A 14,811-nucleotide genomic window follows, 5' to 3' on the forward strand; every position below is an offset into this window, starting at 1 on the left:
GCAACGGCGGAAATTGAACTAGAAAAATTAAAATCTAAACTCGCTCAAACTATTACCCCGCAACCGTTTGAGCAATCGAGAAAATTGTTAAGAAAAATGCGATTAACGCATAGCACGTTGCGGGTGAATCAACCGCCCAAATCGCGCCGTTGACCCGCAATATTGCTTTACATTTGCCGCCCATTCCACCGTCAATTCGCGGTCATTTTTGCCGCCTTTGTCCAGTCATCGCATCTTTCGTTACACACAGGCGGGGGCGGCGATCGCATCCGGTGGCGAGGTCTGCCGCACTAAATCGCGCAACCGCCGCAGGCCGCGCCAAATCGTTCTCGCGCCCGGTTCTCCATCGCTTTTGCGCCCCCAAAAACCACCCAATTGCGCGATCCACCGAATGCACTGCTGTAGCCCTGGGTCCTCAAACCAATCGGGCGGCGCATCGTAGTAGTGGCATAAGGCTTGCCATTCTTCCGGCTCCAACTCCCAGTGCGCTTCGAGGTCAAAGCGCGGATTATCTAGGGGGCGCACCAAGTATGTCAGCCACATCAGTCGCCACGCCACAATCGCAAATGTGGCAATCGCCCGTTCGATCCGATCGAAGGTCTCAAGCTGCAACGACTCGACGCGGCAACCGCTTTTCAAGGTGTAGTGATACCGTTCAATCAGCCAGCGGTAGCTATACCAGCGCAACAGACACTGCGCCTGCTCAAAACAGCCGATGGGCAAGCTGGTCACCAGCATCCAATTGACGGGTTGGTCTTCCAAGGCACACTCCTCCTCGATCGCCCATAACACCTGCACTTGCATCGGCTCTAACTGCGGGTCAGTCAAATGCGTCGGTGGCTGCAACCACACACTCTCCCAGCACACGCTGACGATCGCTTCACGTCCCGCGCGGCGCGGCGTACGTTGCAGTTGCAGTTGAAAGTAGCCCCTAGCTGGGGCCGATCGCATCATCTGATGCAGCGACACAGCGGCACTCTTTGGCGTGAGCTTCACTTGCCGATCGTGATGGATGCGAATCAAGTAGTCGGAGGTTTCTAGGCGCGGATAGGCCAATAACTCGTAGATGTCCGCTTCTCGGTCGGCGATCGTCACAATTCGTGTCGTCGGCAGCAAATCTTCGGTTGCTTGCAAGCTTTCGCTCCACCGCACACTCTCTTTTTGCGCGCTCGATCGCCGCTGCTGCAAGGTTTTGCGCCCCGACCGTGCCCACAGCCGCTGGTGCAAAATCCCCAACGGTGTGCCTTCGGGACTGACGCTCAACACACTATGCAGCAGCACCCCTTTGGTATCTGCACCCCGCAGATAGCCCAAACCCTGTTTGTGCCGATGGGCACTGTAGTCAAGTTCGGTCGTATCTTGAATCGCCAGCACCCATCCCCAGCAGGCACTGCGATTGACTGCACTCCAGACATGGGACTCTGAGATCGAGGCCGCTTTGATCCGAGGATTCGCCCAAAAGTCATACATCCCTTGCAACGCCGCCCGATCCCGGCTCGCTAGCGGCACGCTTGACTCTGGGCTGGCGGCTAGATCTTCCACGATTTTCACCAAGCGCCGATTGCGCCGCACGTCGCCCAAGTTGGCGTGATCTAGCTCGCGACTAGCCCAACTCATTGATCGATCCTCACCCTTCCACAACCTCAGCAGTTTAACGGCCAAGCGGCGGGCGATCGACGCAGGCCACACAATGACGCTCACAAGCATCGTGCTCGCAGCCCGATCGCTTAGGTCATCGCTGACCCTCACAGGTCAATTGAGTTTGTATGGTTTTGTAAGGCTGCGCGATCGAACCACTCAAGCAATCGCTGAAAGCCAGATGCTGCAACGCCTTTGACTGTAAAGCAATGTTGAGGAAATTGTAACGAAAGATGCGATTACGGATTAGCTGATTCAGGTTCAACGGCATCCGATCGACTTGGCGGTTTCCCGGATGCCGACTCACAGAGGGAGTACACATCATGCTATCAGCTTCAGCCCCGCCCGATTCCATCGCCACCGCGATCGACCTGCTCAAACAATCCCAGCTCTCCCAAGCCCAACAACAACTCATCGAACACACCATCACCACGATCGCCAATCAGCAAGCTATATCAAAAAAAGGATATCTTCTCATGCCGATCGCTCGGATGGGGCACAATCAAATCAAACACCGTTGCGCTCCGCTCAGCCTCATCTACACATGGGGCTTTTTCATGCGCCGGAGTACGCCGGAGGTAACTAGATGTAGCGATCAAGGCAGGGCAATGAGATCAGCCTTTTCTGTCTGGTGAAAACCTTGACCGTACAGAAAATTCTCACCAGCGCAAAGCTGAGTGTGTGGCGAGTAGCCCGCACCGATCGAGACGATCGACTGAGCGATTCAACTAGCCGTACTCCTCAACGAACCGATGAAGGCTTCTAATGTGTGCGCGGACTCCAGCACTGAGCCGATCGAGCGCCTGTTGGATGACATCTGCGGCAAATTGCCGTGCAACCTGACGATAATCAGGCGGAACATAGCACCGTTGCAGCGCGGCGACTGCTTCAGCAATCCCAAAATTAGGCTCGGATTGCACAAGGGGAGCTGGAACAGCAGCAACGTTGCGATCAACCTCCCTGACGGCCTTTGCTTCGGGCTGAGTGGGAACAACCGCGATGGCTAACTCCGTAGCGGCCTGCGGCTCAACTGCTACAACAATCGCAGCGGAAGCACTACCCGTCAGAGGCTTCGGCTGATAAAACTTGTTCCACCAGCCTTGAACGCGCTGCTTCACATCCGGCTCAACTTTCTGGAACTGCCTCATAATCTGCTGGCGCTGAATCTCAGTGCAGCGCCGGAACTCCTCAAAGAAGCTGGCGATTGCTTCAAGTGAATCGATCGCCGTCAGCACGTTGATCATCTGCTCTAACCACTCAGACGACAGCAGCACTGAGGTGGCTTCAAGCTCATGGGAGCGAACCTGTAACGAATCAGTCGCAGTAGGATCAGTCGCTTGCACCTCGATCGCGCTCACTGGGCACTCTACGGCAGTAGGCGCGGCAATATCGACGGAGGCAAGATTGCCCTGGGCAAGCAAGTCAGGCAGGTTTGAGGGCGATCCTACAAGGGCTGTAGCAACATCTAGCGGTGCTGACACTACTCCCTCACTGGCTATAGATCCGATAGGCTCTGCTGTCAGCGATTCGCGATCGGCTTGCCGCTGCGCGTCGGCGCGTAGCGCTGCGCGATCGCACAGGCGCGAACACTCGCCCGCTGGTTGAACCTCAATCGCGTTGGCGTACTTCTGATTCCACGCCTGCATCACAGCACAGCGATCGAGTGAATTAAACCCCTTGACTCGGTAGAAGCGAATTTCGCCATCTCCACGTACTTTTGCCTGGTCTAATCCAATTTTGATGAGCAGTCGCCGCACAAATGAAATCGGATCAGTCGCCTCGCTCACATTCAACTCGAATAGCCGCTGGAGCCGCCAGCGTCTCTGCCGCATAAACTCCATCACGGCGATGACCTGTGGATGTTCGTTGTGGTATTCCGGTTCATTGAGCAACTCAAGAACGCCGCATTCGCGAATGAATTCCACCTGCTCCAGCTTCAAATGCAAATCGGGTAAGTAGACATCGCCATGCTGCCATTTGTAGAGGTTGGATTTCCACTTCTTCGCATCTTGCAGCTTTGCCACTTCAGGATGCTCGACCAGCCAGTAGAGCATTTGAGCATTGAGCCAGCGCCGATCGTTGACCTTGCGCTCAAAGACGAATTCAGGTGTGAGCGTCACGCCTGGGAGGAAGTCTTGCAGCAACACCCCTTCGGCCTGGATTCGCTGCGGTGTTGTGGCGCTCGAATCGCTTTGAATCGATCGCGCCTCTTCAACGGTCATGTTTGAGTGTGCGCCCTCGCTCAATTGCTCTGCTCGCTCAAAGCGGTCTCTCTCCTTTTGCCCCTTGATTTCCTGCCCAAACCAGTTGCTCGTCCCTGCCCAGTCGCGAATCTCGCAGTTTTCCATCTCGATGAGTTCCTGCCGAAGCTGAACGCCACATTGCGGCTTGGCATAGTTGGATCGCGCTTGGATGTTGGCAAGCAAATCAAAGTGAGCATTATTCCAGTTGCCGTCCTGCCAAAGCGAATTCAGGGCTTGCTTGAAAACTTCAATATCACCATCGGACTCCTCTTTTGCCATTTCAATGGTGAGATCGAAAACAGATTGCGTTCCGCCCGCTTTGGCATTCTGCCCAATGGTGCGCTTGACCACATCCGGCAGGGGCGATCGGCAACTGCCCATGTAGCTGTCGTTGCGATCGGTTGCCCAAATCGTCAGCGGCAGGCTGTGGCGCTCACGGGCAATCAGTTGACGAAACTCACATGGTTCAATCACACCAAAGTAGAAGGCGAAGATTTGGGTAAACCAAACCGTCTCGATCGACACACCCACTTCCATTGAGGGACTGTAGAGCAGCACTAGGGGCTTGAGCCGTTCGATTTCCGAGTTAATGTATTGGACAAATCGCTTGCCTGCTTCCTCTTGGGTCGTGGTGGAGTCGATCCGCATGATGCGGCCTGCCAAGTGAGGAAACCGCTCCAGCAACCGCTTCTCGATCGCGACCAGTGCCGCTTGGGAGTCAGCCGGGATGATGATCGGTTGCTCTCGGCCTGAGAGTGCCATTGCCTCGAAATGCTCATAGATCAGCAGTTCCACGCTGTCTTGCTTCCCGGTGTAAAAATCAACCGAGCGCGGCTGCCCCATGTGGTGATTGATGATTGTGAACGTCTTGGCCGTTTGAGGCGCAAGCTTGCGGACGTAGTCTACTTCTACATTTGTCAAATCTGCATCGCACAAAATGACCAGGCCACCATTGGCGATGATGCGCCGAATCAGTTGCGCCAACATTTTGAGAATCTGTGGCCGACGCTTTTTGACCTCGGTATTGGCAGTGGCAACGTGCTTTAGCCCCAGCCTGGCCTCGTCAAGAATCAGCACATCCCAGTGCTGGTCGGCAATCTTCCAGAAGCTATCCCAGCAGCAGCTACCCGCTGGTTGCTGGCTCTGCGCTTCCTCTGTGCTGCCGAGCGCGTCAATCCAGCGCATCTGGAAATTGGAACCGGAAAATTTCTCGCACTGCTCCAAGCCCAGCACCACACGAGGCGTAATGGATAGGACGCGCTTGCCCTGTTGCACGTAATGCTCGATCGCAGGCTTAAGCATGGCTTTCGACTTGCCTGATCCTTTGCGTGAGAGCAAATTGACGATGCCCGTGAGCGGTAGCTTTTGCCAGAGTTCAGGCGGCAAAAACTCACAATCAAGTTCGAGATCGGGTGTCAGGGCAAGCGTGTTGAGGTAGCGCTGTGCCCGATCGACGCGCTGCTGATAGCTGGTTGGGGCGGCAGTGGCATCAAGTCCCCCATGCTCGACGGCGATCGCCGCAAATTCTGCAAAACTCAGGTAGCGAATCTGATCAAACTGCTCAGGCGGCAGTTCGTCAATATCGCATTCTTCCTTAGAAATTTGCCCCCACCAAGCGACATCAACCTCATAGCCCAGCTTGATGAGAAAGTCGTGCTGAGTCAGCCAGCGCTGCATCACTGGCTTATTTTTCACGTCTCCAGCATCCGGTGTTAGCCTCACCCGCTTCAACGTGGGATGGCGATCGAACAGCGTGGCGAGGGTGTGCGTCGTGGTTTCGGGTGAACTCGCAAAGCTGCCATTGGTCGCGCCGAGGACAAGCGCATTGAGGCGATAGCGGGCAAGGCTGGCTTTGATGGCCGGACTATCGCAGAGCCACACCGCATCGCCTTGAACGGATTCGATCGGCACACACACCGCGATCGGCATTTCCGTGTCCAAATGCACGGGCGCATTCTGACAAGATACCCAGTGATAGCGCCCGATTGAGCCGTCGCGATGGCGAACCTGAAAGCCAACGATCCATCCGTCCACGTCGCGAATCAGGCACAGAATGCCGATCGACTGGACGACCAATTTTCCGTTCTGCGATCGACCGGGGAAGTTGAGCGGGAATCCAATCGGCAAGGCTTGCCACCGCTCAACGGTGCAGTAGCCATCGGCTTCAATCCACTCAGGCAAGAAACCACGATCAAGCAGGTGAACGCGATCGATCGCGCTCAGTGAAAGCGACTGAATCAGTTTGCAATTCCATTTGTCACGATCCACTGCTGGCAGTTGGGCGGCGATTTGGGCGTCCCGTTGTGCCTGCTTCTGCGCTCGCCTGAGTGCCCGTTCTTGTTCGCGATCGGCCTGCGACTTCTCAGCAAAGGTGGCAGCATTGGCCTCACTTTGCCACATGCCGAAGCCGTTGCGATCGTGGCCTTTGAAGATCCAGCCGCTCGGATTGGCGGTATCGTCGTGGCAATGCACAAAGCTCGTGAGCGGTGACTGGCGGCAGTCTTTCGCTCTACGTGCGCCGTTGCAGATGGGGCAATCGCGTTTGAGCCGTTTCCATTTGCTCATGCTGCACCTCCATCGGTTTTAGAGGTGTTGCGATCGCTTGCCGCTGCGCGGCTGCGCGTAGCGCTGTCGCGATCGAGTCCATCGCTAAACAGGTCAAACGCTTCACTTTTGCCGCTGGCTGTGTGCGTTGCGGCCTGTGGATCTGTCTCCTTTCGTTTGCGTCTGTGTGTCTCCATCCAGGCGAGCCACTGGAGATCGACGACCCAGCCACAATCAGTAGAGCAGAGGGAGTGATCGAGGCCACCAATCTTAATTGGCGCACCGCACAAGCGGTAATTTTTGAGGGAGTTAAAAGCGGGATTTTTGGGATCGACCCAGCCTTGCGGCAATTCCTTTGCTGAAGTTGGAGCGAGCGGAACCAAGCGATCAATCGCGGTGGGCGGAGTGGGGATCGATACCACAGTCGCGGCGGGCGTTGGTACGAGCGGCGGCTGTGGGGCGTGTTTTGAGCGGGGCGATCGCTTGTCGCTGCGCGACTGCGCGGAGCGCGGTTGCGGTCGCGGCACTGTCGGGCGGGCGATCGATCGGGTGGCGAGCGGATGCGAGTGTGGTGCATCCCCAAATAGCGGCAGTTGCGGCATTGTGATGTCCTTGCTGTTGGGTTAGCAAGGGCAACTCACCCGATCCAATTTTCCACACCTCGATCCGTGTGCCTCAATCGCCAACCAGCAATACACCCATCTCACTCAATGGGTGTATTGCTGGTTGTTTTCGTGAAATACAGTAGACCATTGCGATAGCATTCGCTAAGCTAGAAGGTGATCGAAAAAAAAATCCAATCCGGGCGGACGAGATTTTTTTCATTTGGTTTCGGGCGAATAACCCTGAATACGCAGCCTCTGGGCTTCTGGCTTGACCCTCCTCGTCGAATACCGACAAGGGGGGTTAGCTGTTTTAAGAAGTCTTTCGGCTACGTCGTGAAGCTAGATAGCCTCGAATAAAGTCAATAACTTGCTCTTTCGTGACAAGGGCGGTTGTGCCCATCTTGCGAATCGTCAAGTATTTCTGATCATCCATTGTGACGTACAAATGCTCTGGATGATCTCCCAAAACTGTCTCTTGCCATAGGACTAGAAGCTTTGCCAGTGGTCGCCGTCTGTCTCTTGCTGATTGTCCAAGCAAGTCGTACCGCTGCCGTCTTAGCCATCGTTCCTGTTCCGCTAGTTCAAATAAGGGATCAGGTTCCCATGTCTTTGATCCACCTCCTTTTTTCCGAAACCGTAATGCTTCTCGCTCCTCGTTGTAGGTGACTTTTGCATCTCCTAGCGAGCGAATTTGAATGAGAACGTATTCCTTGTCTGAGAATCGCAGGAAAAAATCGATTTCTCGCAAGCCCTCCGGTTTGAGTCCAATCTCGATCGCCACGTTCTCATCTTCAAGCGCTTCCATCAGTTCTGTCATCAGAAAGAAGCGCTGGCTCGTCGTCTGGAGTTCCCCCAGTAGCGAACTTAATGCTGGTAGTGCAGCCATCGCTGTGAATAAAGGACTCAGCAGAATAAATCCTGCTATTCCTCCTAAGCCAGCAGCGGCGCAGGCAAGGGAAAGTCGGTCTCGCTCTTGCTCTAGCTGCCTCAGTTTGGCTTGATTTTCTTGTGCAAACTCTCCCACAACAAAGCCGAATTGAAGGCCATCCTCTATTCTCGCTTGCAGCCTGTAGCCTTGAATCAGTTCCAGTTGCGGTGGGGTTGAGTAGGCAAACACCGTTCTATCCCCCGATCGCGCGACGGAACTCTTTGTATGCCTCGATTCTGGACGTTTCCGCCATCAGCACACACCGCGCTAACAACTGAATGTCGAGATCGCGCAAGTGTGGAAGCTCACTGCGGTAGATGCGTTCGTAGCCCTGCTCTCGCAGGTGATGCAGCGTGAATAGGCCATCTTCCCAAAACCAGACCTCCGACACGCCAAGCGCCTGATAGCGCTCCAGCTTGTTTACCCGATTGGTGAAGACCACCTCGATCGACAGGTCTGGAACGGACTTTTTGATTCCAACCCAGTAAGACTCGTCAGCTTGGGCGGCTGCCGTGCCGACTTTTTCTTGCGTCATTGATCCAGCCGGAATAAATTCAACCCCACGCTGCATCAGAAACAGTTCGACGAGAAATCCAATAATGGTTTTGAAAAACTCGTGATTTTCTCCAGGCATCAATACCTCAATCGTGCCGTTGTAATAGGACAACCGCACGTTGGGAAAGCCTTCTAAGCCCTTTTGAATGTGCTTGAACTGCTCCCAGGTGCGATCGGGGTAGACCGTGACTTGATCGGTTTTTTCGAGTAGCTGTGTCATGGCGTTAGCTTCGCTCCACGTCGTGTTCGCTCCTAAGAGGCCAGTTTTGCAATCAGGGTATTGATCGTCTGCTGCTGCTGCGCGGCCAACTGCACCATCGATTGCACATTGTTGGCTTGGAGTTTGGCAACGTCGCGATCGGCCTCGATCGCCTGAAGAATCTGACGGGCAATCCCCTTGAGTTCTGTCATTCCTGCATTGAATTGAGTGACTTGAACCGCTAGCTTGTCGATCGATTCCACCACCCGATCGAGGCGTTCGGTTAACCGTTGGTCAAGATTGTAGATTCTGGCCTCTGTTGCTTCGAGTTGTGCTTGAATTGCGTCTCTTGCCATGTCGATCGCCCTCTGTTTCGCTGATCTTAGCTCATTTGTCGTTTTGATAAATTTCTCTACCTCTTTTAATAGGAAATATCGATTTGCTCAGCGGTGCTAGCTTTATTGAAAATGATAAGTTTTCCTGTGCCGAAAATGCTACCCTCTCCTCATGTCTCAGCCTGCGAACAATTAGCCGAAATGCTGTCTCCGCCCCGTTCTGACCTGCACATTCAAAGTCTTACAACGCTGGAGCAATTGCAGCAGCTTTGGAAAATAGACAAACAAGCCTATGTGGATTGCAGTCTTGAGTTTGATGAATTCGCGCAATGGTGGACTCTTTACCCGCTAGGTTCTCAATGCCTAATGAGCGGCAATGACATTGTTGCATCGATTGGAATCTATCCACTGCTGCAAGATCAGTGGCAAGCTTTTTGCAGTGGTACGCTTCCCGAATCCAGCCTTGTCCCTGTCTCTCTAGACAGGTGTGAGGTTAGTCCCCAGCATTACTGGTATGCCTCTGGCATTGTTGTGATTGAGGAGTTGAGAGGTTGGGGTGCTAGCCCCCTAAAGACGTTGCTTCAATATGCTTTGTCTGGATGGCTCTCCTCCAGCCACGTTGCTTACCCACTCCAACTTTGCGCTGTAGCCGAGTACGCGATCGGAGCAAAAATTTTAAATCACTTCGGACTTGTTAAACAGTGTGATGCGGCTGAGATGCCGAATGGTTGCGAATTATACAGTATTAGCCTTGACTCGCATCGACAAGCGCTTCACCTGTTGAAATCTAAAGGACTGTAACGATGGAGCCAAGAGAGTTTGTGTCGAAGTGGGGCATAACGCGAGATGAACTTGCCTCTTTAACCTCTAAGTCTCTACCGACAGTCAATCGCTGGTTTGCTGACGAGGCAAAGCGTGATCCAGGGGCAGAAGTGTTAACGCTCCTCGCTTCGATCGATGCCTTATGGACTGCTCGTGCCTCCCTAGATGGGCTGCCTAGCCATATTTGGGCGGTCTACACCTTAGCTATGGCTCGAAAAAGAATATCAAACTGAAGAAATAAATTTATCAAATTGATAAAAATATCTTTTACTGTGCTAACGTAATTCGTAGGACAACAGACCGGACGTTCGCCGGAACCCTACAAAATTACTGGAGTACAACCTATGGAAATGCAGACAGCGCCTAGCTTTGGGCGCACAGATTCGATTGTCATTCCATTCCCCGGACAGCCAGCGGAATCGCTCGCTAGCCGTCCGCAGGACAATCCCTCGGACTCACCCCGGACAGAATCAGGACGCACCTACACCTTCAAGCAAGCGGCTGAACTACTGGAGTGTGGGGACGAATCGACTCTACGCAATCGCTACTGGAAGCAAAAAGTTGAGCCAGCCTTTCGCCACTGCCCGACACCGCTGCAATCGATCGCCAAATACGACACCAACGGCAACCCGATTTATCGCTTGAACGAGACTGCGATCGAGGTGCTACGGGCGTTTCTGACGGCAAAAGCCGAAGGCCGCGACGATGCGTTTCTAATGGCCGCAAGAGAGCAATTTCCCGCTCCTTTGCCACCCAATCAGCAGGAAGCGCAATCGCAGCCTCAGCGAGAAATCAACGTTGAAACAAAGGCCGCGATCGTTGTGGACACGCCCGCTCTACCGCAGACTTACTCGCTGGCAGCGCTCACCGGAGAGGCGATCGAGATTAATGATCCGATGGCTCTGGCAACGCAAATCGTGCAGGCGATCGATCACGTCCAAACCGCCATGCAAACCGACATCGAGCGCAAAGAACAGAAGCTCAATGAGACTCGCAAAGCCAAAGAAATCGTCAGCAACAAAGTGCAGGAATTGAAGCTCGATCAGCGCTTCTATCAGGAGAAAAATTCACAACTGAGCCAATCGCAAACCTCGGATACGCAGGCATTGCAGGAGTTGGCAGCGTTTATGCAAGCGTTGGGAAAGCCCCCCGCCGCTTCCCCCGCTGGTTAATCGGCAGTGCGATCGCGCTGGCTGTGTGTGCAGTGGCGATCGCCTTCTGGCTCCAGTTTTCACCCCGCTCCAAACAGCAAAGCCCCCACCCGCAAAGTTTCTCAGCTTCACCAATTGGCGATCGCCTCAGTCAAGTTCTCTTAATTTGAAGGAGTTCAAACCATGCGACAAATCATTTTCGGAGTCTTGCTGGTCTTTTTGCTGATGTGGTTCTGGGATGGCAAACCAATTGACAATCAGCCTTCCGGTAACGATCAGCCGCCCGTTTCACTTCAGTAGCACCGTTCACTTTTTCCAGTTTTGGCCTTCACATTCAACCCACTTCACCTATTAACTTGTCATGGCAAGAAACTCGAACAACTCCAACAGCAACCTCACGATCGAATCGTTCTTCATCACGCTTTTAGCCTTCTTCGCAGTGCTGGGATTGCTGCAAAAAACGGGTGCAATTTCCAACGCCGATGTGCAGCAGGCGAATCCACTGCGGCAACCGCAAGTGCAGTCGTATTGATTTTGCCGAAGCTCAAAAATCACACCCCATCGGAGAAATAAACTCATGCCACGCTCACGCCGCAATCAGCCCGAACCCGAACCCGCGCGCGACTTTCCGACCGATGTAGACTTCGATTTCACGCCGCCCCAGAGCAGCGAGAATCAGCCCACACCTCAGCCGCAATCGAACGTGAGGCCGTTTCCCTCACTGCCGACTGTGCCGCGATCGCCTCACCTGAATCTGCCCGAAGTCGAAGGGCTAGAGCGGATTTTGCAAACGCCCGATCTCAACTTCACGATGCCCGATTTCGTGGGTGCTGTACCCACTGATTTATATCGGCCTTCATCGAGTTCCATTCCTGAAGTCACCGATGAAGAATACCAGCGCGAATCGAAAATCGGCGCAAACAAACTCAATGCGGTCAAACTGCAAAATCAGTCGCTTTTGATTGTGGAAGAAGAGTCAAAAGGTGCTGTGATTGCCTCGCGCATTGCAGGCAATGTCGCCACTGCCCTCGTGAACTTCCGCAAGGCTCAGGTGAACTACTTAGTCGGCATGGAAGCGGCAGATATCGCTTATGAAGTCGGAACTGCCAAGAACGCCGAAACGCGCACGAATGGCTTCAAGGAAGTGTCGATCCTGCAAGAGAAGGGTCGATCGCTCGACGAGCGATTCCGAGGCGCACAAATCAAAACGAATTTAGAGCGCGAAAAGAACGCCAACTCTCAGCTTGAGGTGAATCAGCAAATCCGCATCCGCCCAGTGATCCAAGACAAACTTGATGCGGAGTTTGAACTGTTGAAGAATAGCGCCGCAGAAGCGCGGCAAAAGCTCAGCTACGGCTAATCCTAGTCACTGCCCCTAGAACGCTTCTAGGGGCACACCGCCCTGTTGTGGAGCATTTTCAAGGCCATGAAACTCACGCTTAAACATCAACTGGCAATCTTAGGCGGGTCTGTCTCGACAGTGGGGGCGATCGCCTTCTGCTTCGGCTACTGGACGAATCCCACAGCGAAACTCTCACCCTTGCTGCTCTCCTACGCTTTGGGTGTTGGCTCGGTCGCGGCTGTCGCTGTTGCCCGCGATCGCAGTGGCGAACTCAAGCTAGAAGTATCCAGACTCAAGGCCGCACTCGATCGGCTCCAAGCCAAGCTCGATGAAGAGTACCAGGATAAGCAGCAGACCACTCAGGCGGCGATTCAAGCGCAAAACAAAGTCGAGAAGCTGCAAGAGCGTGTCGGCAGGTTGCAGGCTGATTTAGACGCGGCTGAGGGCAAAAATCAAGAGTGGATGATTGCCGCGAATCAAACTGCTGATGCTGTCCAGACGTTGAAAGCAAAGCTGACTGAGGCGCAATCAGAACTCGATCGCACAGTGGCACACTACCAGAGCGCCGATCGCAAGGAGAACCACATTGCCGTCAAGCAACAGGTCGATGAAATTCGATCGCGCCTGGTGGCTGTGCAAAATCGCAAGGCTGAGGCGTGGCAAGAAGCTCAGCAGCAGAAGATTTACACCGAACTGGGCAAACAGCAAGCGCGGGTCGATGAACTGGTGCAAGCGGTTGATCGGCTGACGGCTGAAGTTGAGCAACTGACGGCTGAAAACGAAAAGCTGATTGAGGAAAATAAGCAAGCTGGACGCGACTTCTACGCAATCGAGCATGAAGCGTTGCCGAAGATTCAGCATACCTACGAAACCGATCTCAAAGACTGGGAAAGTCAGGTGAATCGATCGCTTGACGATCTGCGAGCGGCCAATGTGCAGCAGCAGCAACAAATCGCGCAACTGGAAGCGCCCCGATTGTTTCGCGGTGGCACATCGATCGATGACGTGGGCAACCGCATCATCAAGCACTTTGGAGAAGCGGGCGTGATTTTTGATGCGATCGAGTCGGTGATGTTCCCTGGCGGCTGGCGGCTGAAGTTCAAGGTCGATCGCAACGCCGATAGCACCCGTTTAGCACAGTCAGAGTTGGATAAGCACCGCGAACACTTGGGACTGTGGGGATTGTCGCAACGCCCGCTCGACTTCGTCTTAGACACGCGCAACTTCATTGTGAGTGTGGATTTGTTCAGCGCTCCCGACAGCGGCAGAGCGCGGCCTGCGTCTGCTGCCAGTAGTGCGGGAGTTCCCACTGCGATCGCCCCCCCTGCCAGTGGTGAAGCGGCGATCGCCCCTGCTCCCCATGCAGATCGCTTTCAGGAACTCGGCTGCTACAGCGCGGCAGAGTTTGAGTCAGTGGTCAGGCTCAAATTTGTTCCCCGTGTGCGGGTTGTCGCAGGTTCCACAGGTGGCAAATCGCCGCTGCTGGAATTAATTACTTGTGCGATCGCCCGTAGTCAGGGCGGCGAAATTTGGCTGATCAACCCCATCCCCGGCAGTCCGAAAGATTGGTTTCACATCCCTGGTGTGATTGCCCCTGGCTGCAATGGCATCGAGGCGGCGATCGCGTGGTTGGGCAAAGCACACCAAGAATTCGAGCAACGGCGCAACGATCTTCCCGGTGCGGCAGAGAAGCACTTCATTACGGTCATGGTCGATGAGATTAATGCGATCGCCCGTGACTATGCCGAATTAGGCACGGTAATGAAAGATTTCTATCAACTTTCCGACCATACCAAGATGGGCTTTTTGACCGCAGGACAAGGCGGTAATGTTTCCGGTGTGAGCGGTGGATCGAAGGCCACAGCAAAAACAGGAAATGCGGCAAAGCTGATGGAAGAAGACTTTCAAAATGCCACACAAGTTTTCACAGCAGCAGCGGCAAAAACTTGGATTAAGAAGCAGCTAAAAGGAGTGGAAGCAACGCCCTATCTCGATCGGCTTTCGGCGTTGAATCGGTTATGTGAAGAACTGAATGAAGCTGAGAATAAATCAGCTTATCCGCGTGATCCTGCTACAAAAAAAGTATCACCCGATGCGTATCGGATTGCTCTAGTTGTATCTCCAAGAGAGGCAGAACCCTTCTTCATTCAACTGCCTCCGTACAGCAGCTATCGCGATCGCATGGCTGGAATTAGCTATCCCAAAAATGCGATCGTGACCGCTCCACAGGCACATCAAGTGGAGTTAGGATTGCTCGCTTCATCCAACAGCTTGCCAGACGATTTTACCTGCGTTCACTGCGGTCATCATAGCAAACGGCGCAAGGGAACTTACGCAGATGGCACACCGAAATATGTGTGCAGTTCATGTAGCCGCGCTACCGCCCGTCTGGACGCTGCAATCGAGACGCCCAGGACGGACACCCCGTAAAAACGGGGACGAACGAGAC

The 14,811-nt window shown here is 53.9% G+C and carries 13 protein-coding genes; 7 read left to right on the forward strand and 6 right to left on the reverse strand.

Annotation, left to right across the window (positions count from 1 at the left end; genetic code table 11):
- Positions 1-240: 240 nt before the first annotated feature.
- Positions 241-1,617, reverse strand: coding sequence for an IS4 family transposase (locus H6F67_RS21130; protein ID WP_190768626.1), 1,377 nt, complete (start codon positions 1,615-1,617; stop codon positions 241-243).
- A 344-nt stretch (positions 1,618-1,961) separates the two neighbouring features.
- On the opposite strand from H6F67_RS21130, the gene H6F67_RS21135 reads away from it, so the two are divergent.
- Complete coding sequence (locus H6F67_RS21135) at positions 1,962-2,273, forward strand: hypothetical protein (RefSeq protein ID WP_190768627.1); 312 nt, start codon at positions 1,962-1,964, stop codon at positions 2,271-2,273.
- Positions 2,274-2,366: 93 nt separating this feature from the next.
- Here the strand turns inward: H6F67_RS21135 and H6F67_RS21140 are convergent, their stop codons facing one another.
- From H6F67_RS21140 to H6F67_RS21160, 5 genes are all read right to left on the reverse strand, one after another.
- The gene (locus tag H6F67_RS21140; protein ID WP_190768628.1) at positions 2,367-6,446 is read right to left on the reverse strand and encodes a plasmid replication protein, CyRepA1 family; all 4,080 of its coding nucleotides are present in this window, start codon (positions 6,444-6,446) and stop codon (positions 2,367-2,369) included.
- Positions 6,443-7,027 carry a hypothetical protein gene (locus H6F67_RS21145; protein ID WP_190768629.1) on the reverse strand — a complete coding sequence of 195 codons (585 nt, stop codon included), beginning with the start codon at positions 7,025-7,027 and terminating at the stop codon, positions 6,443-6,445. Before H6F67_RS21145 ends, H6F67_RS21140 begins: the two co-directional genes overlap by 4 nt.
- 313 nt (positions 7,028-7,340) lie before the next feature.
- The gene (locus H6F67_RS21150) at positions 7,341-8,147 is read right to left on the reverse strand and encodes a hypothetical protein (RefSeq protein WP_190768630.1); all 807 of its coding nucleotides are present in this window, start codon (positions 8,145-8,147) and stop codon (positions 7,341-7,343) included.
- Positions 8,148-8,151: 4 nt separating this feature from the next.
- Positions 8,152-8,733, reverse strand: a complete 582-nt coding sequence (locus H6F67_RS21155; RefSeq protein WP_190768631.1) for a Uma2 family endonuclease — start codon at positions 8,731-8,733, stop codon at positions 8,152-8,154.
- 32 nt (positions 8,734-8,765) lie between these two features.
- On the reverse strand, positions 8,766-9,068 hold the full coding sequence (locus H6F67_RS21160; protein WP_190768632.1) for a hypothetical protein: 303 nt from the start codon (positions 9,066-9,068) through the stop codon (positions 8,766-8,768).
- Between the two features lie 180 nt (positions 9,069-9,248).
- On the opposite strand from H6F67_RS21160, the gene H6F67_RS21165 reads away from it, so the two are divergent.
- The 6 genes from H6F67_RS21165 (at position 9,249) to H6F67_RS21190 (ending at position 14,792) form a co-directional block, all read left to right on the forward strand.
- Positions 9,249-9,848: a hypothetical protein gene (locus H6F67_RS21165; protein WP_206753925.1), complete on the forward strand. Its 600-nt coding sequence runs from the start codon at positions 9,249-9,251 to the stop codon at positions 9,846-9,848.
- Positions 9,849-10,213: 365 nt separating this feature from the next.
- A complete protein-coding gene (locus tag H6F67_RS21170) occupies positions 10,214-11,041 on the forward strand; it encodes a hypothetical protein (protein ID WP_190768634.1) in 828 nt (275 codons plus the stop codon).
- 6 nt (positions 11,042-11,047) lie between these two features.
- The gene (locus H6F67_RS21175) at positions 11,048-11,185 is read left to right on the forward strand and encodes a hypothetical protein (RefSeq protein ID WP_190768635.1); all 138 of its coding nucleotides are present in this window, start codon (positions 11,048-11,050) and stop codon (positions 11,183-11,185) included.
- A gap of 196 nt (positions 11,186-11,381) precedes the next feature.
- Positions 11,382-11,552 (forward strand): hypothetical protein, encoded by a 171-nt coding sequence (locus H6F67_RS21180; RefSeq protein WP_190768636.1) that lies wholly within the window; start codon positions 11,382-11,384, stop codon positions 11,550-11,552.
- Positions 11,553-11,597: 45 nt separating this feature from the next.
- Positions 11,598-12,380 (forward strand): hypothetical protein, encoded by a 783-nt coding sequence (locus H6F67_RS21185; RefSeq protein ID WP_190768637.1) that lies wholly within the window; start codon positions 11,598-11,600, stop codon positions 12,378-12,380.
- Positions 12,381-12,446: 66 nt separating this feature from the next.
- Positions 12,447-14,792 (forward strand): hypothetical protein, encoded by a 2,346-nt coding sequence (locus H6F67_RS21190; protein ID WP_190768638.1) that lies wholly within the window; start codon positions 12,447-12,449, stop codon positions 14,790-14,792.
- Positions 14,793-14,811: the final 19 nt, after the last annotated feature.

Origin of the sequence: Microcoleus sp. FACHB-1515, from assembly GCF_014696105.1 — a bacterium.
Taxonomy (GTDB): domain Bacteria; phylum Cyanobacteriota; class Cyanobacteriia; order Elainellales; family Elainellaceae; genus JAAUTJ01.

What these genes read in the sequence shown, in the direction of transcription:
- H6F67_RS21155 (WP_190768631.1), bottom strand. Translation starts at nt 8,733, where the DNA reads ATGACACAGCTACTCGAAAAAACCGATCAAGTCACGGTCTACCCCGAT.
- H6F67_RS21145 (WP_190768629.1), bottom strand. Translation starts at nt 7,027, where the DNA reads ATGCCGCAACTGCCGCTATTTGGGGATGCACCACACTCGCATCCGCTC.
- H6F67_RS21170 (WP_190768634.1), top strand. Translation starts at nt 10,214, where the DNA reads ATGGAAATGCAGACAGCGCCTAGCTTTGGGCGCACAGATTCGATTGTC.
- H6F67_RS21160 (WP_190768632.1), bottom strand. Translation starts at nt 9,068, where the DNA reads ATGGCAAGAGACGCAATTCAAGCACAACTCGAAGCAACAGAGGCCAGA.
- H6F67_RS21135 (WP_190768627.1), top strand. Translation starts at nt 1,962, where the DNA reads ATGCTATCAGCTTCAGCCCCGCCCGATTCCATCGCCACCGCGATCGAC.
- H6F67_RS21165 (WP_206753925.1), top strand. Translation starts at nt 9,249, where the DNA reads ATGCTGTCTCCGCCCCGTTCTGACCTGCACATTCAAAGTCTTACAACG.
- H6F67_RS21140 (WP_190768628.1), bottom strand. Translation starts at nt 6,446, where the DNA reads ATGAGCAAATGGAAACGGCTCAAACGCGATTGCCCCATCTGCAACGGC.
- H6F67_RS21130 (WP_190768626.1), bottom strand. Translation starts at nt 1,617, where the DNA reads ATGAGTTGGGCTAGTCGCGAGCTAGATCACGCCAACTTGGGCGACGTG.
- H6F67_RS21190 (WP_190768638.1), top strand. Translation starts at nt 12,447, where the DNA reads ATGAAACTCACGCTTAAACATCAACTGGCAATCTTAGGCGGGTCTGTC.
- H6F67_RS21180 (WP_190768636.1), top strand. Translation starts at nt 11,382, where the DNA reads ATGGCAAGAAACTCGAACAACTCCAACAGCAACCTCACGATCGAATCG.
- H6F67_RS21185 (WP_190768637.1), top strand. Translation starts at nt 11,598, where the DNA reads ATGCCACGCTCACGCCGCAATCAGCCCGAACCCGAACCCGCGCGCGAC.